The sequence below is a fragment of the Lysobacter sp. DMC104 genome (genome assembly GCF_056313665.1).
This window is the reverse complement of sequence record NZ_JBQUZW010000008.1, coordinates 24,067-46,466: the sequence shown is the minus strand read 5'-3', so window position 1 is coordinate 46,466 and position 22,400 is coordinate 24,067. Positions and strand designations below refer to the sequence as shown.

Here is a 22,400-nt window from a genome sequence, read left to right as displayed (position 1 = left end):
CTCGCGCGCATGAGCGATCGCGCGACCGCGATGCCTGCGTTCGGCGCGCGCGACTTCGCGCTGGCGCTGATCGTCTGCCTCGCGTGGGCGGGCAACTTCCTCACCTCCGCGTTCGCGCTGCGCGAGGTGCCGCCGTTCCTGTTCAGCGCGGTGCGGCTGGCGCTGCTCGGGGCGATGCTGGTCGCGTTCGTGCGGCCGCCGCCGCGCGACCAGTGGCCGCGGCTGGTGGCGGTGGCGCTGCTCAACGGCGCGCTGCATTTCGGCACCAGCCTGTGGGCGCTGCGCCTCGCGGGCGACGTGTCCTCGCCCGCGATCGTGCTGCAGAGCTACATCCCGATGTCGGTGCTGCTGGCGTGGATGCTGCGCGGCGAACGCTTCGCGTGGCGCACCGGCACCGCGATCGCGGTCAGTTTCGCCGGCGTGCTGGTGCTGGGCTTCGATCCGCTGGTGCTCGACCATCCCGCGGCGCTCGGCATGATGCTGTTCTCGGCGCTGCTGATCGCACTGGGCACGGTGCTGATGCGCGGACTCTCCGGCGTCGACGCGGTCGGCCTGCAGGGCTGGACCGCGCTGATCGGCGTGCTGCCGCTGCTGGCGATCAGCGCGGCGATCGAGCCCGGCGGCTTCACTGCGCTGCGCGCCGCGAGCCCGGTCGTCTGGAGCGCGGCCGCGTACTCGGCGATCGTCGCGTCGCTGGTCGGGCACACGCTGTTCTTCCGGCTGGTGCAACGGCACCCGGTGGCGCAGGTGATGCCCTACCTCCTGCTGGTGCCGGTGTTCGCGGTGGCGCTGGGGATCGTGGTCTGGGGCGATCGCCCGGGGCCGCGGCTGTGGCTGGGCGGGGCGATGGTGCTGGGCGGCGTGATGGCGATCGCGTTGCGCGCCCGGGCGAAGGCGCTGGGCCGCGACTGAACGCCGCGACCGGGGACATCCGCGGGCGCTTGTCCGATCGTCGCGGCCGATGACGTGAATCCGGGGTACGACGCCTTCATCCCGCCGAACGGATCGGCCACGAACGCCCGGAGTCCGCCATGTCCCGTCTCTTCCCGCGCAAGCTGGTCCGCTTCTGCACGATCGCCGCCTGCGCCGCGGCGGTGGCCACCGGCTGCCAGCTCGATCGCCGCCCGATCAACGCGCCCTACACCCTGCTGCCCGAGCAGTACTGCAGCGGCGACACGCTCACCGCCGGCTTCGACTACCTCGGCGAACTGAGCTGTCCCGCAGGCGACACCTGCTCCGCGTATTTCCCGACGCTCACGCTGTCGAGCCCCACCGGCTCGTTCGCGACCACGAGCATCCGCGACTATCGCGGCAGCGTGTCGTTCCCGGCCAGCGGCGATACCGTCAGCGCGCACTACGACATCAACAACGACGGCGGCACCGTGTACATCCCGATCCGCAACCCCGACGGCAGCGTGGGCACGCCGGTCGGACGCACGAACGTGCGCGACGGCGACAAGACCGCGCGCCGCATCACCGGCCCGTTCGAGATCGAACTGACCCACGAGGGCCTGTGTGCCGGCAACACGCCGACCCATGCGCCGGCGAACGTGCCCGGCGCGCCGCGGATCTCGCCCAACGCGCACCTGGTGGGCCTGTGCAACCGCAGCGGCGCGCCGATGGAAGTCACGCTCAGCGGCAGCGCGCCCGGCGCGGTTTACACGCAGACGCTGTCGATCGGCGAGTGCATCGATCCGTCGATGCCGGGCGTGCCGACCGGCGTCGACATGTCCACGGTGGTGTCGGTGCGTCCGCTGATCGCCGATCCCGCCGCCCGCTGCAGCGCCGTGGGCCCGAACAACCCGCCGGCGGCGCTGCGCACCGTCGCGCGCATCGCCTGCCGCTGAGGACGCGCGTTGCGAAGGCCACGCGCCTTCGCACCGCGTCGCCGTCGCCCCGTCCATCCAGGGAGTTCCGCATGCGTCCGTCGTACCGTACCGCGTTCCGCTGCACCGTCATCGCCGCATGCAGTGCGATCGTGGCGACCGGCTGCATCATCGACCGCGGGCCACTGCGCCCCTCGTACACCGCCATCGCGCCGCGGCAGTACTGCCCGAGCGACACGATCACGGCGTCGTTCGATTTCCTGGGCACCGATGTCTGCCCGCCGGACGCGAGCTGCGCGAGCTTCTTCCCGGTCGTGGCCATCAGCAGCACGCCCACGGCGTTCGCGCCGCAGTCGATCACGAACTTCGTCGGCAGCGTCTCGTTCCCGGCGCCGGCATCGACCAGCGTCAGCGTCCTGTTCAACCCGGATCGCGACAGCGTGCTGGTCCCCACCGCCGAGGTCAGGCCCGAAGGCCGCGTGTTCCTGCAACGCGACAGCCTCGACCAGACCCGGGTCGCGACCCGGATCTCCGGCGTCGACCAGGAGCTGACGCACGACGGCATGTGCGCCGGCGCCACGCCGGTCAACAGTCCGCAGACGCTGCCGGGCCTGCCGCAGGTCTCGGCCAACCTGCGCCTGACCGACCTGTGCAACATCAATGCGGTCGCGGTGGTCGTGACCCTGTCCGGCGGCCCCGACGGCAGCACGTACACGCAGACGCTGTCGCCCGGCGCGTGCCTGGGGTCGATGCCCGGCGTGCCGGCCAGCACGGCCGATGCCCGCGTGGTCGACGTGCGCCCGGCCGTCGTCGATCCCGCCACGCGCTGCACCGCGACCGGCCCGAACGTGCCGCCGCCGTCGCTGCGCACGCTCGCGCGGATGATGTGCCGTTGAACGCAACCGCGCGACCGCGGCTCGATTCGTCGCCCCATGCCCGTCGCCCCCATGCCCCCGGTCTTCTTTCGACTCCTTCTTCGAGAACGCCCATGACGCTCTTCCGCCCGCTCCTCACGACCGCCCTCGCCGCTTCGCTGTGCGTGCTCGTCGCCCCGACGCGCGTCGAGGCCGTCAACACCGCCACCGCCGACCTGATCGCGCTCGACAAGGCGACCACCACCGGTTATCTCGACGCACGCGTCTCGCTGTACGCGCCGCCGAACACCAAGGGCCAGTACGCGGCACCGACGGTGTATCCGGCGCAGCTGCTGTTCGCGCGACCGGGCCAGTTCCGCTTCGTGCTGCGCCCCGGCGCGAAGAACGAATACCGCGCGGCCGCCAGCGGCGGCGTGGTCAGCTGGATCGACCTCGGCACCGGCCTGTCCGGGCAGGGCAAGACCGTGGATGTCGTCGATCCCGCCGCGCAGGCGCTGCTCGGCACCGTCGGCGAGCTGCTGCGCTTCGCGCCGGCGAAGGAAGTCGCGGTGAGCACGAAGAACCCCGTGCGCGGCGTCAACCTCGCGCCGCGCAGCTTCGGCACGAGCGTGATCGCCGCGACGGCGTGGTTCGGCAACGACCAGCCCGTCGGGTTCGAATTCGTCTTCAGCGACCGCAGCCGCGTGTTCATCTCGGTGCTGTCGTTCAAGCAGAATGTGCCGACGAAGCCCGGTGACTTCACGCTCTGATCGACGTGCTCTGATCAGCGCCCGCTGACCGCCGCGCCCTGACGCTCTCCACCGTTTCACGGCGGCGCGCCCGACGCGCCGCCAGCGGGCAGTCGCATCGCGACGCCCCCGACCAGGATGCCCTGCATGGATCGCACGCACCTTCGCCGCATCGACGCGCCCGTGAACCGCACCGGGCCGCCATCAGCCTGCGACCGCATCGCTCGCTGACTTCGTCCATCCCGCAACACCCCGCTTCTTCAACGGAGATCTCCCGCATGCTTCCGATCCGCCTCCTCGTCCGCGGCGGGCTGTCCGCGCTCGCCGCCGGCGTCCTGCTCACCAACGGCTGCGCGATACCACACGCGGATGCGCCGCCCGGCCAGAACATCGGCCGCATCTCGCCGGCGCAGTACTGCCCGGGCGACACCGTCAGTGCCGGCTACAACCTCACGCAGGAACAGCCCTGCGTGTCGCGCCCGGGCTTCAGCTGCCCGGATTTCGCGCCGACGATCACCATGACCAGCACGCCCGCCGATTTCGCGCCGCAGACGGCGACCGGCTTCACCGGCAACGTGGACTTCACGCCGTCGACGGACAGCACGGCCGTGACGTTCACCGCGGCCTCTCGCTGGCTGACCTATCCGATCGTGTCGATGAGCGGCGTGCCCGGCCTGCGCAGCCGCATCCTCGAGAACAACACCGCCACCGCACAGCGCCTGACCGGCACGGTGACGCGGACCATCGAACACGGCGGCATGTGCGCCGGCAGCGAGCCGGTGAACGCGGACGGCGTGATCCCGGGCCCGCCGGAGCTGTCGTCGAACCTGCGCATCCGCACGATCTGCAACAGCAGCACGACGCGGATCCGCATCACCGTGCCGGGCGCACCGGGCAGCATGCTCGAACGCGACCTCGATCCCGGCCAGTGCTTCGATACCTCGGAACCGGGCGTGCCCGCGGAAGTCGGCGCGCTCCGCACCTACGCCGTGCGTTCGCTGGTGATGGATCCCGGCGCGCAGTGCAGCCTGCTGCAGGGCATGACGCCGCCCGCCTCGCTGCGCACCACCGTCACCCTCGGCTGCGGCCAGTGACGCGCCGCCCCCGCCCCGATTCCAGGAGCCTCGACATGACCCTGCGTCCCTTCCTCCGCATCGCCTTCGCGCTGGCGTTCGCCTTCGGTGCCTGCGGTCTGCCGGCCGCGCACGCGGCCTCCGCCTCCGCCGATCTCGCCACGCTCGACAAGACGCTCTACAGCGGCCTCGTCGAGGCCAGCGTCGATCGCTATCCCGCACCCGCCAAGAGCGGCAAGCGCGGCGCGCCGGAGCGCTATCCGGCCGAGCTGCTGTTCGAACGCCCCGACCGCCTGCGCCTCCGCCTGCGTCCCGGCGCATGGAACGAGTTCGTCGCCGTCGCCGAGGCCGGCACCGTGCGCTGGGTCGACAAGGCCACCGGCCTGAGCGGCAAGGACAGCGCGGACGCCGCGCTCGATCCGCTCGCGGTGTGGCTGCTCGGCACCGCCGGCGAACTCTTCCGTTTCGGCAAGGCGTTCGATCTGCCGCCGGGCGCGCCCAAGGACGGCGTGTATGGCGCGCAGCTCGCGCCCGACACGTACGGCACCGGCGTCGCCGACGCCATCGTCTGGTTCACGAACGGCAATCCGACCGGGCTGGACATGCGCTTCACCGACGGCACGTCGGTGTTCGTCTCGATCCTGCGCTTCGATCGCAACGTCAAGACGTCGCCCGGCGATTTCGACCTGTGAGTCGCCCGCGTCCTCCGCAGGAGAACGCTCACTCCGCCGCGGCGAACATCGCCGCGGTCGGGCGGAATCGTCGCGGCGCGTAGCCGAAATCGCGACGCGCCTCGGCGTCGTCGAACACGAGATCGTTGCGCATTCGCTGCACGGCGGCTTCGTTGAAATCCAGTGCGAAGCCGGCCGCGTGCGCCGCCGCCAGCAGTGCGTTGAAGAACGGCGACGGCAATTCGTGCAGCCGCGCCGGCGGTTCCAGCGCCGCGCAGACGCGCGCCACCATCTCGCGGTAAGGCAGCGTCTCGCCGCCGGGCAGCGCGTAGGCGCGGCCGTGCGCGGCGCGCGCGTCGTGCGCGAGGAACGCGGCACGCGCGAGATCGTCCGCGTGCACGGGTTGGCGCAGGCCGTTGGCGTCGCGCGGCAGCGCGATGCGCCCGAAGCGGCGCGCGATCGCCGCGATCCGGCTCAGGTTCTTGTCGCGGCCACGACCGTAGACCAGCGTCGGGCGCAGCACCGTGGCGCCTTCGCCGCGCGCGGCCGCAGTCTCGAACAACCGCTGTTCGGCGGTGCGCAGGCGCTCGGCGAGTTCACGCTCGCCGGCATCGGCCGAACCGCGCTTGGCATCGATGCTGGTCGAACCGAACGCGATCAGTCGCGGCGTGCGCACGGCGGTGCGCGCATGCCACGCGGCGAACAGATCCAGCGGTCCGCAGCAGAACACCGCGTCGGGTCGCGATGGCAGGCCGTCGTCGCGCGACAGATCGCCGCGCCGCCATTCCAGCCCGGGTCGATCGGGATGCACATCGCGCGACACGGCGACCACACGCCAGCCGTCGTCGCGGAGCAGGTCGAGCAACGGCAGGCCGATCTGCCCGCTGGCGCCGAACACGAGCGCGGTCTTCATCGTGCAGCTTTCATCGTGGCAGCGTCATCGTTCAGAAGTACCGCGCGTTGACCGCGAAGTGGACCGCGATCGACGCGGCGTAGCCCAGCGCCACCGCCCACGTCCATTTCAGGTGGCCGAAGAACGTGTACTGCCCGCGCGCCTGCCCCATCAGCGCCACGCCCGCGGCCGAGCCCACCGACAGCAGGCTGCCGCCGACGCCGGCGGTGAGCGTGACCAGCAGCCACTGGCCGGTGCTCATGTCCGGCGCCATCTGCAGGACTGCGACCATCATCGGGATGTTGTCGAGCACCGCGGACAGCAGGCCGACGAGGATGTTCGCCTGCGTCGCGCCGAGGTCGCCGTAGAACACCTGCGAACCCAGCGCCAGCCAGCCGCAGTAACCGAGCGCGCCGACGCAGAGGATCACGCCGAAGAAGAACAGCAGCGTGTCCCACTCGGCGCGCGCCACCTGCTCGTAGCTGTCGAAGGCGTCGACATCACCGGGCGCGCCCTGGCGATCGAAGTCGGCCTGCTCCTGGACATACTCGTTCTGGGCGCCCTGCGCATCGCGCGCGGCGACCGTGCGCGAGAGTCGCCAACCGTAGAGCTTCAGCAGCGCCAGCCCGGCCATCATCCCGAGGAACGGCGGCAGGTGCAGGAACTGATGGAAGCCGACCGCCAGCACGATGGTCAGCGCGAACAGCGCGACGATGGCCAGCGCGCCGCGGCGCAGCGACACGGATTCGTCGGACGGCACCGGTGCGCCCGCCGGCACCGCCGGATGCATGCACAGCGCCGGCACCAGCCAGTTCACCAGCGCCGGCAGGAACAGCGCGAAGAACGTCCAGAACGCGACGTGTCCGTGCTGCCAGACCATCAGCGTGGTGATGTCGCCGAACGGCGTGAACGCGCCGCCGGCGTTGGCGGCGACGACGATGTTCACGCAGGCCAGCGCGACGAACTTCGGGCTGTCGCGCCCCACCGCCAGCACCACCGCGCACATCACCAGCGCGGTGGTGAGGTTGTCGATCAGCGCCGACATCGGGAACGCCAATGCGCCGGTGGCCCAGAACAATCGACGGTACCCCCAGCCGCGACGCAGCAGCCGCGCGCGCAACGCCTCGAACAGGCGGCGCTCGCTCATCGCGTTGACGTAGGTCATCGCCGCGAGCAGGAACAGCAGCAATTCCGCGTATTCGACGAGGTAGTGGCGCACCGCCTCGGCGAGCTGTTCGGAAGCACCCAGCGGCGCCGACGCCACCGCCAGCACGGCCCAGATCACCGCCGCGGCCAGCATCATCGGCTGCGACTTGCGCAGCTGCGTGGATTCCTCGGCGATCACCAGCGCGTAGGCGGCGACGAACAGCACGATCGCCGCGATCCCGGCCCAGTGCGCGGTGAAATCGACGCCGGCCATCAGGGCGCGGACGGCGCATCCGGCACGCGCTCCGGCGCCGGCGGCAGCGCGACGCGCAGCCAGACGTAACCCGAGATCGCGGCCAATACCGACGCGGCGAGCACGCCGAGGACGCTGTCGCGCGCCAGCGCGGGCGCAGCCTCGAACGCCAGCGAGGCGATGAACAGGCTCATCGTGAAGCCGATCCCGCACAGCAGCCCGAGCCCGACCACCGCGCGGAAGGTCATGCCCTCGCCGAAGCGCGCAAGCCCGGTGACGTGCGCCAGCACCGCCGCGGTGACGATGCCGATCGGCTTGCCCAGCAGCAGCCCCAGCGCGATACCCAGCGGCACCGGCGCCAGCGCGTCGGCCGGCGACAGGCCGGCGAGCGACAACCCGGCATTGGCGAACGCGAACAGCGGCAGGATGCCGTACGCCACCCACGGATGCAGCGCGTGTTCGAGATGCTCCAGCGGCGAATGCTCGATCTCGTCGTCGACGTCGTCGTCGCGGCGCACATGCGGGATCATCAAGCCGGTGACGACGCCAGCCAGCGTCGCGTGCACGCCCGACTTCAGCACGCACACCCAGACCACGACGCCGAGCAGCAGGTACGGCGTGAGCGCGCGCACGCCGAAGCGGTTCAGCGTGAGCATGATCGCGATCGCGACGCCGGCCGCGGCGAGCGCGACGCCGGAGAGTTCACTGGTGTAGAACAGCGCGATGATGACGATCGCGGCGAGGTCGTCGAGCACCGCGATCGTCGACAGCAGCAGCTTCATCGCCACCGGCGCGCGCGAGCCGAGCAGCGACAGGATGCCGAGCGCGAACGCGATGTCGGTGGCGGCGGGAATCGCCCAACCGCGCATCGCCGTCGCGTCGCCGTGGTTGATCGTGGCGTAGATCACCGCCGGCAACGCCACGCCGGCCGCGGCGCACAGCAGCGGTTGCAGCAACTGGCCGACGCTCGACAATTGCCCGCTGAGCACTTCGCGCTTGATCTCCAGCGCGACCAGCAGGAAGAAGATCGCCATCAGGCCATCGTTGATCCACAGCAGCAACGGCTTGGCGAGGTCAAGCGGCCCTACGCGCACCTGCACCGGCAGGTCGCGGAAGCCGTCGTACAGGCCAGACAGCGGCGAGTTCGCCGACAGCATCGCCAGCAACGCGGCGGCGATCAGCAGGATGCCGCCCGCGGCCTCCAGCCGGAAGAATTCCTGCAACGCACGCGCCGCGCGCGGCGGCAGGACGCGGGCAAGGCCGCCGGTCGCCATGCCGTGACCCCGCTCAGCCCGCACCGAACAGTTCGAACGCCAGCCAGCCGAGGAAGGCCAGCAGCAGCACCCCGCCTTCGGCGCGACTGATCTGCAGGTCGCGGCGCAGCATCGGATACAGCAGCAGCGCCGACGCCAGCGCCGCCGGCAACTCGAAGCGCACGAACGAATCCGGCACCGGCAGGTCGCGGATCGCGGCCATGCCGCCGACCACGATCAGCAGGTTGAACAGGCTGGAGCCGATGACGTGGCCGACGACGATGTCGCCGAGTCCGCGCCGCGCCGCGCCCACGGCCGCCGCGGCTTCGGGCACGGCGGTGGCGATCGCGACCACGATCAGGCCGGTGATCAGCGGCGTGAAGCCCCATGCGAGGCCCACGACCGGCGCGTGCGTCACCAGCAGCTTCGCGCCGTAGAACAGGAACGCGCCACCGAGCGCGAAGCGCAGCAGGTTGCGGCCCAGGCCGGTGTCGGTGTCGAGGTAGCCGGCGAGCGTCGCGTGCAGTTCGGGCGATTCGCGGCCGCTGCGGGTCAGCACGAAGGCCAGCACCGCCACGAACGCGACGACCAGGCCGACGCCTTCGATGCGCGAGAGCACGCCGTCGTAGCCCAGCGCGATCACCGCGATGGTCGCGGCGACGAGGCAGGCCAGCAGCGGCCCCAGCGCACGCCAGCGCACCGCCAGCGGCGCGGCGATGGCCGCGAGGCCCAGGGTGAGACCGACGTTGACGATGTTGCTGCCGATGGCGTTGCCGAGCGCGAGGCTCTGGCTGCCGACGAACAGCGCGCGGAGGTTGACCGCGAGTTCCGGGATCGACGTGCCGAAGGCCACCAGCAGCAGGCCGGTGGCGAACGCCGACAGCCCGAAGCGCCGCGCCAGCCCGGACGCGCCCTTGAGCACCGAATCGCCGCCCAGCGCCAGCAATGCCAGCGCCAGCACGCACCAGCCGATGGCCTCGAACATCGCGCGTTCTCCGGAAGGATCAATCGCCCGATTCTATGCCAGATGGCGACCCCGGCCCACCGCCGCCCGCGCTGCGCGTGGCGGCGGCATCGCCGGCCGCGCGGATCGAGTCGAGAGGATCAGCCGGTGAAGTGCTTGCGCAGGCCGGCCCAGCACTGCGTGTACTCGCGCTGGCGATGCGCGGCGTCCAGTGCCTGCCGCGTGGGCCGGATCGTGGCCCGCGTCTCGAACATGAAGGCCATCGTCTCGCGGATGTAGTCCGGCTTCGACGTGTCGCTGTGCGAGGCCTTCTCGAACGTCGCCGCATCCGGGCCGTGGCCGGTCATGCAGTTGTGGATCGAGCAGCCACCGGGCAGGAAGCCGTCGGCCTTGGCGTCGTACACGCCATGGATCAGGCCCATGAACTCGCTGGCGATGTTGCGGTGGAACCACGGCGGCCGGAACGTGTTCTCCATCGCCAGGATGCGCGGCGGGAAGATCACGAAGTCCAGATTGCCCACGCCCGCGGAATCGGTGGGCGAGGTCAGCACGAGGAAGATGCTGGGATCGGGATGGTCGTAACTGATCGAACCGATCGTGTTGAAGCGGCGCAGGTCGTACTTGTACGGCGCATGGTTGCCATGCCACGCCACGACGTCCAGCGGCGAATGGTCGATCGGCGCACGCCAGAGGTGGCCCTGGAACTTGGCGATCAGTTCGAAATCGCCTTCGATATCCTCGTAGGCCGCATTGGGCGTGAGGAAGTCGCGCGGATTCGCGAGGCCGTTGCTGCCGATCGGACCGAGGTCCGGGATGCGCAGGAACGCGCCGAAGTTCTCGCACACGTAGCCGCGGGCGACGCCGTCGGGCAGCGACACGCGGAAGCGGATGCCGCGCGGGATCACCGCGATTTCCTGCGGCTCGACCTCGACCACGCCCAGCTCGGTGTCGATCTTCAGCCGGCCCTGCTGCGGCACGATCAGCAGTTCGGCGTCGGCGTCGTAGAAGAAACGGCCGTCCATGTCGCGGTTCGCCGCGTACAGATGGATGGCGACGCCCGACATCGCCACGGGCGAGCCGTTGCCGGCCATCGTGAACAGGCCATCGATGAAATCGACCGCGGCCGCGGCGGCATCGGAGCCCGGCAGCGGCAGCGGGCTCCAGCGCAGTTGGTCCGGCGGCACCGGGCCGTCGCCGAAATCGTTGTGGAATTCCGGCTGCACGTGGGCGACGAAGCCGCCGTGCATCACGCCCGGCCGGATGCGGTACGTCCAGGTGCGGTGGTTCTGGTGCCGCGGCGCGGTGAACGCAGTGCCGTTGATCTGCTCCGCGTACAGCCCGTGCGCGACCTGCTGCGGCGAATTGCGTCCCACCGGCAGCGCGCCGGGCAGCGCCTCGCTGGCGAACTCGTTGCCGAAACCGGATTGGTAGCCGTTGGATTTCATGGGATTTCGCTCGCTTTTGGCCCCTCTCCCGGCGGGAGAGGGGTTGGGGAGAGGGTCGGATCGGCGACGAGTCTCCAGATTTCGTCGACGACCGCTTCGGTCTGCCGCAACACGTCGTGATTCCAGAATCGTGCGATGCGCCAGCCGCGGCTTCCGAGCGCATGCCTGCGCAAAGCGTCGCTGTCCGGCGAGTGCTGGGAACCGTCGACTTCCACGATCAGGCGCGCATCGATGCAGCAGAAGTCGGCGATCCAGGGCGGCAGCGGGTGCTGCCGGCGGAACTTGGCACCTTCGAGCTGGCCGGCACGGAGATGACGCCAGAGCGCGCGTTCCGCGTCGGTCATCTCGCGACGAAGCCGTCGCGAATGCGCCAGGGTGTCGGTCGGCAATGGCGGTTTCATCGTCGTCGCTTCGCCTGCCCTCTCCCCCGGCCCCTCTCCCGCAGGAGAGGGGAGAACGCGAAGGAGCGAGGGGACCCTACAGCACGCCGCGACGCATCTGGTCGCGCTCGATGCTCTCGAACAGCGCCTTGAAGTTGCCTTCGCCGAAGCCTTCGTTGCCCTTGCGCTGGATGATCTCGAAGAAGATCGGGCCGATCGCGTTCTGGGTGAAGATCTGCAGCAGCTTGCGCTGCGAATCGTTCGGGTCGGCGTCGATCAGGATCTTGTTCTTCGCCAGCCGCGCGAGGTCCTCGCCGTGGTTCGGCACGCGTTCGTCGACGACGTCGAAGTAGGTGTCCGGCGTGTCCAGGAACTCGATGCCGTTGGCGCGCATCGCCTCGACGGTGACGTAGATGTCGTCGGTGAAACAGGCGATGTGCTGGATGCCTTCGCCGTTGTACTGCTGCAGGTACTCGTTGATCTGCGACTTCGGATCGCTGGACTGGTTCAGCGGGATGCGCACGATGCCGTCCGGCGCGGTCATCGCCTTCGACAGCAGGCCGGTCTTCGCGCCCTTGATGTCGAAGTAGCGGATCTCGCGGAAGTTGAACAGGCGCTCGTAGTAATCCGCCCACTTCTCCATGTTGCCGAAGTAGAGGTTGTGGGTGAGGTGGTCGATGAAGGTCAGGCCCAGGCCTTTCGGCATCATCTCGGCGCCCGGCAGCCATTCGTAGTCCGGATCGTGGATGGTGCCCTGGTCGTCGTAGCGATCGACGATGTACAGCATGCAGCCGCCGATGCCTTCGATGACCGGCGCGGCGACGGCCTTGGTCAGTTCCTTGTGCGTGATCGGCGTGGCGCCGTTCTTCAGCGCCTGCACCCGCACCCATTCGGCGAGCTTGTTGACGCGGATCGCGAAGCCGCAGGCGCAGGGGCCGTGCTTGGCGGCGAAATCGGCCGCGAACGAATCGGGATCTTCATTGACCAGGAACGTGCAGTCGCCCTGGCGATACGTGCTGATGGCACGCGTCTTGTGCTTCGCGACCATCACGAAGCCGAGGCGGCGCAGGTAGTCGTGCAGGTGCGCGGCCTGGTCCGCGGGCGCGGCGAATTCGACGAACTCGAAGCCGTCGATGCCCATCGGGTTCTCGAAGGTGACGATCGACATGCCGGGATCGGGCTGTGCATTCATGGCGGGCTTCCTGGAGGCGGGCGAGACGAAGCACGGCCGCGCTTGCGGCGGCCGCGTGCCGCGAATATAGTTTCAGATGAAACTATATGCAAGGGACACCATGACCGCCGACGCCCCCCCGCATGCGCGGCTCGACCTCGAGCATTTCCTGCCCTACCGGCTGAGCGTGGTCAGCAATCGCATCAGCCAGCACATCGCCGAGATCTACATGGCGCGCTTCGGCATCGGCATCACCGAGTGGCGGGTGATCGCGGTGCTGGGACGCGAGCCGGGGCTGTCGGCGAACGGCGTGGCCGAACGCACGGCGATGGACAAGGTCGCCGTGAGCCGCGCGCTGGCGCGGATGCTGGAACGGGGACTGGTGCAGCGCGACACGCACGGCGACGATCGCCGCCGTTCCGTGCTGGAACTCAGCGCCGCCGGCTACGGCATCTACGACGAAGTGGTGCCGATGGCGCTGGCCCGCGAACGCGCACTGCTGGCGCATTTCGCCGAGGGCGAGAAGGATCAACTGGAGCGCTTGCTGGAGAAGCTGGCGCTCGGCCTGCGCGACCTCGACGGCGCCTGAGGCGCGTCAGTACAGCCAGCCGCGACGCGCGGCGCGGCCGGCGTACCACAGCAGGAACGAGGCCCCGGCGATCACCAGCGCGGGCATGATCAGGCCGCGCGGACCGAAGGTCGCGTAGGCCTTCGCGATCAGCACGACGTAGGTCATCTGCGCGAGCACGCCCAGCAGCGACAGCAACAGCACGAGCAGCGCCCATCGGCTGCGCACGAGCAGCAGCAGGCAGCCGGAGAAACCGCCGAACACGGCGAAGGCATAGGCGGCCGTGACCCAGGCCGGGATCGCCGCGTAGGCCGCACGCTCGGCCGGCGGCAGCGCCGCGAGCGCGTCGGGCGTCATGGTCGCCTGCGCGATGTAGGCCATCACGCCCATCGCGTTCCAGGCCAGCATCAGGATCGCGACGATCCAGTACGTCGACGATGGCCGATGGGCTGCTTGCATCGCGGATCTCCCCTGGTTCGGACCCCATGGTCCGTGGACGACACCCCTCGATCCTTCGCGAATGACGCCACGCCGGCATCCTCCGGCGCCTCCCTCATCGGAAAACGGGCCCGCGCATGCACGGACCCGTCCCTTGCCCCCTTGCGGCGCGGACGCTGTCGTCCGCGCGCCGTGGCGCACGCGGCGCCTTACTTCACGCCGTGCATCAGCTTGTTGACCAGGCCGCCGACCACGAACAGCAGCACGCCGGCGCCGGCGAGGATGTAGAAGCCCATCGTGTAGGCCGTCAGCGCCGAACCGGTGGTCATGCCGCCCTCGCCGCTGGCGTGGCCGGCGAAGATGCCCGCGAGGTTGTTGCCGATCGCAATCGACAGGAACCACGCGCCCATCGCGAAACCGGCGAGACGCGGCGGCGCCAGCTTGGTCACCATCGACAGGCCGATCGGCGACAGGCACAGCTCGCCGACGGACTGGATCCAGTACACCGCGAACAGCGTCCAGAACGGGATCTTGCCGTCGTCGCCGATCAGCTTGGTCAGCGCGAACATCAGCAGCAGGAAGGCCAGGCCGTTGAAGATCAGGCCGAGGCTGAACTTGCGCGGGATCGACGGGTTGGCGCGGCCCATCTTCACCCAGATCCACGCGATGATCGGCGCGAGGGTGATGATCGCCACCGAGTTCACGCTCTGGAACCACGACACCGGGAACGCCGGCTCGCCGGCGAAGGTGCTGAACAGCCCGTGCATGCCGATGTCACGGTTGACGATCTTCTCGGCGAGGAAGTTGAACGAGCTGCCGGCCTGCTCGAAGAAGCACCAGAAGAACACGTTGAACGCGAGGATGATCAGCATCGCGATCACCTTGTCGCGCGGCACGCTGCCTTCGCGGATGCCTTCGACCAGCAGCATGATGGCCGGGCCGACCAGCAGCGCCATCAGGATGTACTGCAGCACCGTGGCGTCGATGGTGAGCAGCGCGTAGAACACCGGGATCGCCGCGGCGGCGCCGATCGCCACCAGCGCCACGCGCTTGAGGCTGGTCGCTTCCGGCGGCGGCAGGCCGATGCCCTTGAGCTGGCTGCGGCCGAACCAGAACCACACGAGGCTGACCAGCATGCCGATGCCGGCGGCGATGAACACCACCTTGTAGGCGGGCATCTCGGCGCCGAAGACCTTCTTCGCCAGGTACTGGGTGATCAGCGGCGCGAGGAACGCGCCGAGGTTGATGCCCATGTAGAAGATGGTGAAGCCGGCGTCGCGGCGCGCATCGCCCTGCATGTAGAGCTTGCCGACCATGGTCGAGATGATCGGCTTGAACAGGCCGTTGCCGACGATGATGGTGGCGAGGCCGAGCTTGAAGACCGTCTCGGTGGGCACCGCCAGCATGAACAGGCCGATGGCCATGATCACTGCGCCGAGCAGGATCGAGCGCTGGTAGCCGATCAGCTTGTCGGCGACGTAGCCGCCGAAGATCGCGCCGGCGTAGACCAGCGCCAGATAGGCGCCGTAGAGCTCGCTGGCCGGCTTCTCGCCGGACGCTTCGCCGCCGTGGAACTGGGCGACGATGTACAGCGTCATCGCCCAGCGGATGCCGTAGAACGCGAAGCGCTCCCAGAACTCGGACATGAAGAGCATCCACAGCGGCCTGGGATGCCCCAGGACCTGCTGGAAGTCGGGAATGACCTGGGTTCGGTCGTCTGAAACGGACGCTCCGCTCATGCGGTTTCTCTCTGCTGGCGATGGAAACGGGAATCGAAGCCGCGCCGCGGGGCGGGCCGCCGGAGGATGACCGACCGGGTTGCGGGCGTCAAACCGCGGTGCCTGCTGCGCCGCAGCAGGCCGGTCTCGTGCAGGATGCCGGCCGCCCGGCCGCGCGTCCACGCCGGACGGCGGATCGCCACGGTCGGCAAGCCGGCGTCGACAGGCCCGCTTCGGCAGGCCGGCTTCGACTGGTCGGGCCGGCGCGCCGCGGCGTCAGCGCGAACGCAGGTAGCGTGCGTCGTCGAAGCTGGCGCACCACTGCGGTCGGTAGACGACGACCAGCGCCATCGTCCCGCCGCAGAAGAAGCCTTCGCCGAACATCATCGGCGGCGTGGCCGCGAGATACGCCGCGAGCGCGGGATCGTCCAGCCACGCGGACACGCCCGCCTTCAGCAGGTTCGCGGCGGCGATCGCCAGCGCGCCGCCGAGGAAGCCGCGGATCCAGACATACACCAGCGGGTTCTGCGGCAGCCGCGATTCGATGAAGCGGCCCACCGCCTCGGTGACGAGCACCGGCACCGCGCCGCAGACCAGGAAATCCGCCGCCCAGCCCTGCCAGTCGCTGCCCATCGCGGTGGCCGCGGCGCTGACCATCGCCAGCGACCACAGCGCGAAGCGCGGGCCGAACATCAGCGTCGCCGCAGTGGCGCCGAGGAAATGCAGCTTCACGCCCTGCAGCGCGTCGGCGTTGAACCAGCGCATGCCGGCCAGCAGCAGCGTGGCGATCGCCAGCACGCGCACGGCTTCGGCGTCGTTGCGCACCTTGTGCCAGGGCAGGCGTCGCGCCGCCCAGGCCAGCACCGCCGCCGCGCCTGCCCAGGCGAGTCCCTGCGCGACCGGCGGCAGCGGCACGGCGTCCATGCGCGGCCTAGCGTCCCGGCCCGACGGAGGAACGCACTTCGAACAGCTCGGGGAAGAAGGTCAGGTCCAGCGCCTGCTTGAGGAAGCCGGCGCCGCTGGAACCGCCGGTGCCGCGCTTGAAGCCGATCACCCGCATCACCGTGCGCAGGTGGCGGAAGCGCCAGATCTGGAACTGCGTCTCCAGGTCGACCAGGTCCTCGCACAGCGCGTACTCGCGCCAGTACGTGCCGGTGTCCTCGTAGATGCGCTCGAACACCGGCAGCAGCGCCGGATCGGACACGTGCGCCTTCGTCCAGTCGCGCTCGACGTGCGCCTCCGGCACCGCATGGCCCCAGCGCGCGAGGTAGCGCAGGAACTCGTCGTACAGACTGGGCGCTTCCAGCACCGCGCGCAGGTGCGCCTGCACTTCGGCGTCGTACTCGAACACGCGCAGCATGTCGGCGTTCTTGTTGCCCATCAGGAATTCGATGGTGCGGTACTGCAGCGACTGGAACCCCGACGACGGCCCGAGCACGGCGCGGAATTCCATGTATTCCGACGGCGTCAGCGTTTCCAGCACCGCCCACATCGAGGTCAGCTGCTCCTGCACGCGCTTGCAGCGCGCGGCGACCTTGCCGAACTGCCAGACGCGATCGTGGCGCAGATGGTCGACCGCGGCGCTCAGCTCGTGCACCAGCAGCTTCATCCACAGCTCGGCCACCTGGTGCTGGACGATGAACAGCATCTCGTCGTGGTGCGGCGGGTCCGACAGCGGGTGCTGGGACGTCAGCAGGCGATCCAGGTGCAGGTAGCCGCCGTAGGTCATCCGGCCCGCGAGGTCGGTGTGGATGCCCGCCTCGAGCGGACGTTCGTTGCGTTCCAGAGTCATCCATACAGGGTAGCGCAGGAGCGTATGGAACGGCTGCCGCGCACGGGGCGATCGTTGCCGGGGAAGCAACAGTGCCGTCGAAAATCGCGCATCACCTCCGATCCGGCCACGATCGCGCGGGGATCGGGCAAGCTGCATCGCCGCCGCCAGTCATCGGAATGCAATCCACATGCGGGAGGATTTCCGTCACAATTGCCGGCCCCGCGCGCTGTCGCGGGTCTCATCTGGTATCGGGGGATCACCATGCTTCGTTTCTCGGGCCGCAGACATGCGGCCGGCTCCATGCCGCACCTCATCCGCTGCGGGCTGCCATTGCTGCTGCTCTGCGGCTTCGGTGCACCGGCACTCGCGCAGAACGTCAGCCTGACCGGCGGCACGTACTCGCAGAACTTCGACACGCTGTCGAACACCGCCGGCTCCACGACGAACACCGCGCTGCCGCAGGGCTGGCAGTTGAATGAAACCGGCGGCGGCGCACGCGACAACGAGCAATACGCCGTCGACACCGGCGCCAGCACCACCGGCGACACCTACAGCTACGGCGCCGCCGGCAGCACCGAACGCGCGTTCGGCAGCCTGCGCAGCGGCACGCTGATCCCGGTCATCGGCGCCTGCTTCACCAACAACACCGGCACCACCCTGAGCAGCCTCGACATCGCCTACACCGGCGAAGAGTGGCGCCTGGGCACCGCGGCGCGCGTCGACAACGTCAACTTCCAGTACAGCCTCGACGCCACGTCGATCACGACCGGCACCTGGACCGACTTCGCGGCGCTGAACTTCGTCACCCCGAATACCGCCACCACCGGCGCGAAGGACGGCAACGCCGCCGGCAATCGCACCGCGATCACCGCCACCATCGGCAGCCTGGCGATCGCCAACGGCGCGAGCTTCTGCATCCGCTGGGTCGACGCCGACGCCTCCGGCGCCGACGACGGCCTCGCGGTCGACGACTTCTCGCTGACCACCACCGGCTCGGCCACGCCCGCGCTGGCGATCAACGACGTCAGCGCCACCGAAGGCAACAGCGGCACCACCACGTTCACCTTCGGCTTCGGCCTGAGCCAGCCGGCCGGCGCCGGCGGCGTCACCATCCAGTACGCCACCGCCAACGGCACCGCCACGGCCGGCAGCGACTACACGACCGCCAGCGGCACCGTCACCATCCCGCAGGGCGCCACCTCGACCACGATCACCGTCGACGTGATCGGCGACACCGCCACCGAACCCGACGAGACCTTCTTCGTCAACATCGTCTCCGCGACCGGCGCCAACGTCTCCGACGGCCAGGGCCTGGGCACGATCCTCAACGACGACGTCAACGTCGTGCCGATCCACGACATCCAGGGCAACGGCCTGGTGTCGTCGCTCAACGGCGGCGTGGTCGTCACCGAAGGCATCGTCACCGCGCTGAAGTTCAACAACGGCTTCTTCCTGCAGGCGCCCGACGCCGAGGCCGACGCCGATCCGAACACCTCGGAAGGCATCTTCGTCTTCACCTCGACCGCACCGCCGGCCGCGGCCGCCGTGGGCAACCGCGTGCGCGTCACCGCGACGGTCAGCGAGTTCACCCCGACCAGCAACCTCAACCAGCTGTCGATCACCGAACTGGTGTCGCCGACGGTGGTGTCGCTGTCCAGCGGCAACCCGCTGCCGACCCCGGTCGTGCTGACCACCGCCGACTTCGGTCCCGGCGCCACCCCGGGCACGGCCGAGAAGCTCGAAGGCATGCGCGTCACGATGGCCAGCGGCCGCGTGGTGGCGCCCACCGACGGCAACATCACCGAGTCCAGCGCCAACGCCAGCACCACGGGCGTGTTCCAGACCGTGCTGGCCGGCGTGGCGCGTCCGTTCCGCGAGCCGGGCCTGGACGTGCTCGACCTGTTCCCGGTGCCGGCCGGCAAGAACCCGCCGCGCTTCGACCACAACGCCGAACGCATCATGGTCCGCAGCCGCGGCCAGGTCGGCGCGACCTCGCTGACCCCCGAGGTCGACACGCAGATCACCAACATGACCGGCGTGCTCGACTACTTCTCGGGCGTGTGGGCGCTGCTGCCCGACGTCGGTTCCGGCACGCTCAGCGGCGGCAAGACCCCGACCCCGGTGACGGACGCCGGCGCCGACGCCGTGACGATCTCCAGCTTCAACCTGCAGCGCTTCTTCGACGAGATCAACGACGGCAACGGCGCCACCACGCTGACCGCCGCCGCGCTGGACAAGCGCCTCACCAAGGCCACGCTGGCCATCTGCAACCAGCTCAAGACCCCGGACATCCTGGGCCTGGTGGAAGTGGAGAACCTGCGCGTCATCGGCATGCTCGCCGATCGCATCAACGGCACCTGCGCCAGCGCGCCGGTGTACGTCCCGTACCTCGTGCAGGGCAACGACGTCGGCGGCATCAACGTCGGCTACCTGGTCAACACCCGAGTCGCGGGCGCCGCCCAGCGCGTCGAAGTGCTGGAAGTGACGCAGTACGGCAAGACCACCGTCTTCAACAACCCGGACGGCAGCACCAGCCTGCTGAACGACCGTCCGCCGCTGCTGCTGCGCGCGGTGGTGCACCACGAGAACGGTGCCACCTACCCGGTCACGGTCATCATCAACCACCTGCGTTCGCTCAACGGCCTGGACGACACCACGGCCGGCAGCAGCGGCTGGCCGACCGAGGGCGACCGCGTGCGCAACAAGCGCGGCCAGCAGGCGGTGTTCCTGGCCAACCTGGTGCAGAGCATCCAGACCGCCAACCCCAGCGAGCGCGTCATCCTGCTGGGTGACTTCAACGCCTACCAGTTCAGCGACGGCTACGTCGACGTGATGGGCATCGTCCGCGGCGACCAGGTCGCCGAGGACCAGGTCATCACCTGGCTGCCCAGCCCGATCACCACCCCGCTGGTCGATGGCTCGCTGCTGACCGCCGATCCGGCCGAGCGTTACTCGTACACGTTCGACGGCAACGCGCAGACGCTGGACCATGCCCTGGTCAACGAGGCCATGGTGCTGGATGCCAGCGACATCTCGGTCGAACACGCCCGCATCGATGCCGACTTCAGCGTCCTGAACTACGGCGTGGCCGGCACCCCGACCCGCATCTCCGACCATGACCCGGTGCGCGTGGCGATCACCGTCGCCGCGTTCCGCAGCGCGAACCTGTCGGTCGCCGCCTCGGCCACCCCGGCCAGCCTGCACGTCGGCGGCACCGCGACCTACACGGTCAGCGTCGACAATGCCGGCCCGAACGACGCCGCCTCGGCCTCGGTCGCGCTGGTGTTCAACGCCGTGGTCTCGCCGGTCGTCACCGCGCCGGCCGGCTGGACCTGCGCCGCGGCCACCCAGACCGCGACCAGCACCACCGTCACCTGCACCACGCCGTCGCTGGCGAACGGCGACAGCGCCACCTTCACCGCCGACGTCGTCGCCGGCGCCGACCTGGCCAACAGCGACCTCGTCCTGAACGCGGCCGTCGCGTCGCAGACGGCCGATCCGGCCAACGCCGACAACGCGGCCACCGCCAGCGTGCAGGTCATCGCCGAGGCCGATCTGTCGATCACCGCCTCCAGCGCCGGCCCCGTCGACGTGGGCGGCATCGCCACCTTCAGCGTCGCCATCGACAACCTCGGCGTCGACAGCGCGCAGTTCGCCGGCGTCGCGCTGGTGTTCGGCGGCCTGGTCTCGCCGACCGTCACCCCGCCGGGCGGCTGGACCTGCGATGCGCCGGTGCAGGACGCCACCACCACGACCGTCACCTGCACCACGCCGGTCTTCGCCACCGGCACGAGCGCGTTCTTCAACGCCACCGTGCCGGCCGATGCCGCGCTGGGCGGCCAGTCGCTGTCGCTCGCCGCGGCCGTGACCTCGCAGACCACCGACCCGAACAAGGACAACAACTCGGCCGTCGCCACGGTCGATGTCCGCGCCGTCGCCGACCTGTCGGCCACCGCCACCAGCGGCGGCACCGTGCCGGTGGGCGGCACCGCGACCTACTCGGTCACGGTGTCCAACGCCGGCCCGAACATCGCCGACAGCGCGTCGGTGACGCTCGTGTTCGACGCCCTGGTCGCGCCGACGGTGACGCCGGCGGGCGGCTGGACCTGCGCCGCGCCGGCCCAGGCCGGCGGCAACACCAGCGTGACCTGCACCACGACGCCGTTCGCCATCGGTGCCAGCGGCACCTTCGGCGCCAGCTTCGCCGCCACCTCCGCCCTGGGCGGCCAGACCGTCACCCTGACCGCCACCGCGGCCTCGGCGACGGCCGACACCAACCCGGGCAACAACGTGGCCACCGCCGAGGTCTTCATCGACGCCAACGCCGACCTGTCGGCCAGCGTCGTCGCGACCTCGGGCGGCGTGCAGATCGGCGGCACCGCGACCTACACGGCCACGGTGACCAACGCCGGTCCCAGCGCCGCCACGGCCGCCACCGCGACCCTGACCTTCGACGCCACCGTCGCCCCGGTCGTCACCGCCCCGGCCGGCTGGACCTGCGCCGCGCCGGTGCAGGCCGGCGGCAACACCACCGTGTCGTGCTCGGCGTCCGCGCCGGTCGCGTCGGGTGCCAGCGCCTCGTTCGCCGCCAGCTTCCCGGCCACGGCCGCGCTGGCCGGCCGCACGGTGCGCCTGACCACCACGGTCGCATCGACTTCGCCCGACAACGTCGCCGCCAACAACAGCGGCAGCGACACCGTCTCGATCGCCAACAACAGCGCCGACCTGTCGGTGCGGATGATCGGCCGCAGCGAGCGCGCCGGCGTGTATCTGGTCGGCGTGCACAACGCCGGCCCGACCAGCGCCAACGCCCCGGTGCTGACGATCACCGGCAACATGCTGCTCCGCAACGTGTCGATCGTGCCGGCCGCCGGCTGGACCTGCACCAGCGCCAGCGTGGGCACCGGCTTCCGCTTCACCTGCACCGCCAGCGCCGCGATGCCCTCGGGCACCGATGCATTCTTCGGCCTGGCGCTGGCCGGCCGCGGCGTGAAGGCGATCAGCATCACCTCCACGGTGACCTCGACCACGACCGATCCGAACACGGCCAACAACACGGTGACCCGCGTGGTCACCGGTTCCGCCCTGCCGGACATCTGCGAGCACCGTTACTGCCGTCGCTGAACCGCGGCAAACCTGCGTCACCCCAGAAGCGCGGCTCCGGCCGCGCTTCTTTTTTTTGCGCGGAAACCACGGCGTTTCACGCAGGCATGCGGCCATACGCC

Annotated in this window: 19 protein-coding genes; 8 read left to right on the top strand and 11 right to left on the bottom strand. The window is 70.0% G+C overall.

Going from position 1 to position 22,400, the window contains the following annotated elements:
* Positions 1-9 precede the first annotated feature (9 nt).
* The 6 genes from ACT53R_RS11455 to ACT53R_RS11430 all read left to right on the top strand — a co-directional run bounded on the left by ACT53R_RS11455 (position 10) and on the right by ACT53R_RS11430 (position 5,194).
* A complete protein-coding gene (locus ACT53R_RS11455) occupies positions 10-912 on the top strand; it encodes a DMT family transporter (protein ID WP_476172008.1) in 903 nt (300 codons plus the stop codon).
* A 119-nt stretch (positions 913-1,031) separates the two neighbouring features.
* Positions 1,032-1,847: a hypothetical protein gene (locus ACT53R_RS11450; RefSeq protein WP_476172007.1), complete on the top strand. Its 816-nt coding sequence runs from the start codon at positions 1,032-1,034 to the stop codon at positions 1,845-1,847.
* A 71-nt stretch (positions 1,848-1,918) separates the two neighbouring features.
* The gene (locus tag ACT53R_RS11445) at positions 1,919-2,722 is read left to right on the top strand and encodes a hypothetical protein (protein ID WP_476172006.1); all 804 of its coding nucleotides are present in this window, start codon (positions 1,919-1,921) and stop codon (positions 2,720-2,722) included.
* A 92-nt stretch (positions 2,723-2,814) separates the two neighbouring features.
* Positions 2,815-3,450, top strand: coding sequence for a hypothetical protein (locus tag ACT53R_RS11440; RefSeq protein ID WP_476172005.1), 636 nt, complete (start codon positions 2,815-2,817; stop codon positions 3,448-3,450).
* Positions 3,451-3,707: 257 nt separating this feature from the next.
* Positions 3,708-4,523 carry a hypothetical protein gene (locus ACT53R_RS11435; RefSeq protein ID WP_476172004.1) on the top strand — a complete coding sequence of 272 codons (816 nt, stop codon included), beginning with the start codon at positions 3,708-3,710 and terminating at the stop codon, positions 4,521-4,523.
* Positions 4,524-4,558: 35 nt separating this feature from the next.
* Positions 4,559-5,194: a hypothetical protein gene (locus ACT53R_RS11430; protein ID WP_476172003.1), complete on the top strand. Its 636-nt coding sequence runs from the start codon at positions 4,559-4,561 to the stop codon at positions 5,192-5,194.
* A gap of 28 nt (positions 5,195-5,222) precedes the next feature.
* On the opposite strand, the gene ACT53R_RS11425 is transcribed toward ACT53R_RS11430, so the two are convergent.
* The 7 genes from ACT53R_RS11425 to hppD form a co-directional block, all read right to left on the bottom strand.
* Positions 5,223-6,086, bottom strand: a complete 864-nt coding sequence (locus ACT53R_RS11425; protein WP_476172002.1) for an NAD-dependent epimerase/dehydratase family protein — start codon at positions 6,084-6,086, stop codon at positions 5,223-5,225.
* Between the two features lie 31 nt (positions 6,087-6,117).
* The gene (gene nhaD / locus ACT53R_RS11420) at positions 6,118-7,485 is read right to left on the bottom strand and encodes a sodium:proton antiporter NhaD (protein ID WP_476172001.1); all 1,368 of its coding nucleotides are present in this window, start codon (positions 7,483-7,485) and stop codon (positions 6,118-6,120) included.
* A complete protein-coding gene (gene nhaA / locus ACT53R_RS11415) occupies positions 7,485-8,738 on the bottom strand; it encodes a Na+/H+ antiporter NhaA (RefSeq protein ID WP_476172000.1) in 1,254 nt (417 codons plus the stop codon). The genes nhaD and nhaA overlap by 1 nt, the downstream gene beginning before the upstream one ends.
* Positions 8,739-8,751: 13 nt before the next feature.
* Positions 8,752-9,702 carry a sodium:calcium antiporter gene (locus tag ACT53R_RS11410; protein WP_476171999.1) on the bottom strand — a complete coding sequence of 317 codons (951 nt, stop codon included), beginning with the start codon at positions 9,700-9,702 and terminating at the stop codon, positions 8,752-8,754.
* Positions 9,703-9,821: 119 nt separating this feature from the next.
* Positions 9,822-11,126: a homogentisate 1,2-dioxygenase gene (gene hmgA / locus ACT53R_RS11405; RefSeq protein WP_476171998.1), complete on the bottom strand. Its 1,305-nt coding sequence runs from the start codon at positions 11,124-11,126 to the stop codon at positions 9,822-9,824.
* Positions 11,123-11,527 carry an endonuclease domain-containing protein gene (locus ACT53R_RS11400; RefSeq protein WP_476171997.1) on the bottom strand — a complete coding sequence of 135 codons (405 nt, stop codon included), beginning with the start codon at positions 11,525-11,527 and terminating at the stop codon, positions 11,123-11,125. Before ACT53R_RS11400 ends, hmgA begins: the two co-directional genes overlap by 4 nt.
* A 76-nt stretch (positions 11,528-11,603) precedes the next feature.
* Positions 11,604-12,698: a 4-hydroxyphenylpyruvate dioxygenase gene (gene hppD, locus ACT53R_RS11395; protein ID WP_476171996.1), complete on the bottom strand. Its 1,095-nt coding sequence runs from the start codon at positions 12,696-12,698 to the stop codon at positions 11,604-11,606.
* A 100-nt stretch (positions 12,699-12,798) separates the two neighbouring features.
* Here hppD and ACT53R_RS11390 point away from each other — a divergent pair, with 100 nt between their 5' ends.
* Positions 12,799-13,266 (top strand): MarR family winged helix-turn-helix transcriptional regulator, encoded by a 468-nt coding sequence (locus ACT53R_RS11390; protein WP_476171995.1) that lies wholly within the window; start codon positions 12,799-12,801, stop codon positions 13,264-13,266.
* Positions 13,267-13,272: 6 nt separating this feature from the next.
* Here the strand turns inward: ACT53R_RS11390 and ACT53R_RS11385 are convergent, their stop codons facing one another.
* From ACT53R_RS11385 to ACT53R_RS11370, 4 genes are all read right to left on the bottom strand, one after another.
* Entirely contained in the window at positions 13,273-13,704 is a 432-nt protein-coding gene (locus ACT53R_RS11385; protein ID WP_476171994.1) for a hypothetical protein, read from the bottom strand.
* Between the two features lie 188 nt (positions 13,705-13,892).
* Positions 13,893-15,422: a peptide MFS transporter gene (locus ACT53R_RS11380; protein ID WP_476171993.1), complete on the bottom strand. Its 1,530-nt coding sequence runs from the start codon at positions 15,420-15,422 to the stop codon at positions 13,893-13,895.
* A 255-nt stretch (positions 15,423-15,677) separates the two neighbouring features.
* Positions 15,678-16,325 (bottom strand): energy-coupling factor ABC transporter permease, encoded by a 648-nt coding sequence (locus ACT53R_RS11375; protein WP_476171992.1) that lies wholly within the window; start codon positions 16,323-16,325, stop codon positions 15,678-15,680.
* A gap of 7 nt (positions 16,326-16,332) precedes the next feature.
* Complete coding sequence (locus ACT53R_RS11370; RefSeq protein WP_476171991.1) at positions 16,333-17,193, bottom strand: tryptophan 2,3-dioxygenase; 861 nt, start codon at positions 17,191-17,193, stop codon at positions 16,333-16,335.
* A gap of 282 nt (positions 17,194-17,475) precedes the next feature.
* On the opposite strand from ACT53R_RS11370, the gene ACT53R_RS11365 reads away from it, so the two are divergent.
* Complete coding sequence (locus tag ACT53R_RS11365) at positions 17,476-22,299, top strand: Calx-beta domain-containing protein (RefSeq protein WP_476171990.1); 4,824 nt, start codon at positions 17,476-17,478, stop codon at positions 22,297-22,299.
* Positions 22,300-22,400 lie beyond the last annotated feature (101 nt).

Excerpts from the sequence above, each read along its gene's own strand:
- ACT53R_RS11455 (WP_476172008.1), top strand. The coding sequence starts at position 10 with ATGAGCGATCGCGCGACCGCGATGCCTGCGTTCGGCGCGCGCGACTTC.
- ACT53R_RS11365 (WP_476171990.1), top strand. The coding sequence starts at position 17,476 with ATGCCGCACCTCATCCGCTGCGGGCTGCCATTGCTGCTGCTCTGCGGC.
- ACT53R_RS11450 (WP_476172007.1), top strand. The coding sequence starts at position 1,032 with ATGTCCCGTCTCTTCCCGCGCAAGCTGGTCCGCTTCTGCACGATCGCC.
- ACT53R_RS11435 (WP_476172004.1), top strand. The coding sequence starts at position 3,708 with ATGCTTCCGATCCGCCTCCTCGTCCGCGGCGGGCTGTCCGCGCTCGCC.
- ACT53R_RS11400 (WP_476171997.1), bottom strand. The coding sequence starts at position 11,527 with ATGAAACCGCCATTGCCGACCGACACCCTGGCGCATTCGCGACGGCTT.
- ACT53R_RS11445 (WP_476172006.1), top strand. The coding sequence starts at position 1,919 with ATGCGTCCGTCGTACCGTACCGCGTTCCGCTGCACCGTCATCGCCGCA.
- ACT53R_RS11370 (WP_476171991.1), bottom strand. The coding sequence starts at position 17,193 with ATGACTCTGGAACGCAACGAACGTCCGCTCGAGGCGGGCATCCACACC.
- ACT53R_RS11425 (WP_476172002.1), bottom strand. The coding sequence starts at position 6,086 with ATGAAGACCGCGCTCGTGTTCGGCGCCAGCGGGCAGATCGGCCTGCCG.
- ACT53R_RS11410 (WP_476171999.1), bottom strand. The coding sequence starts at position 9,702 with ATGTTCGAGGCCATCGGCTGGTGCGTGCTGGCGCTGGCATTGCTGGCG.
- nhaA (WP_476172000.1), bottom strand. The coding sequence starts at position 8,738 with ATGGCGACCGGCGGCCTTGCCCGCGTCCTGCCGCCGCGCGCGGCGCGT.
- ACT53R_RS11375 (WP_476171992.1), bottom strand. The coding sequence starts at position 16,325 with ATGGACGCCGTGCCGCTGCCGCCGGTCGCGCAGGGACTCGCCTGGGCA.
- nhaD (WP_476172001.1), bottom strand. The coding sequence starts at position 7,485 with ATGGCCGGCGTCGATTTCACCGCGCACTGGGCCGGGATCGCGGCGATC.
- ACT53R_RS11430 (WP_476172003.1), top strand. The coding sequence starts at position 4,559 with ATGACCCTGCGTCCCTTCCTCCGCATCGCCTTCGCGCTGGCGTTCGCC.
- ACT53R_RS11385 (WP_476171994.1), bottom strand. The coding sequence starts at position 13,704 with ATGCAAGCAGCCCATCGGCCATCGTCGACGTACTGGATCGTCGCGATC.
- hmgA (WP_476171998.1), bottom strand. The coding sequence starts at position 11,126 with ATGAAATCCAACGGCTACCAATCCGGTTTCGGCAACGAGTTCGCCAGC.
- ACT53R_RS11380 (WP_476171993.1), bottom strand. The coding sequence starts at position 15,422 with ATGAGCGGAGCGTCCGTTTCAGACGACCGAACCCAGGTCATTCCCGAC.
- ACT53R_RS11440 (WP_476172005.1), top strand. The coding sequence starts at position 2,815 with ATGACGCTCTTCCGCCCGCTCCTCACGACCGCCCTCGCCGCTTCGCTG.
- hppD (WP_476171996.1), bottom strand. The coding sequence starts at position 12,698 with ATGAATGCACAGCCCGATCCCGGCATGTCGATCGTCACCTTCGAGAAC.
- ACT53R_RS11390 (WP_476171995.1), top strand. The coding sequence starts at position 12,799 with ATGACCGCCGACGCCCCCCCGCATGCGCGGCTCGACCTCGAGCATTTC.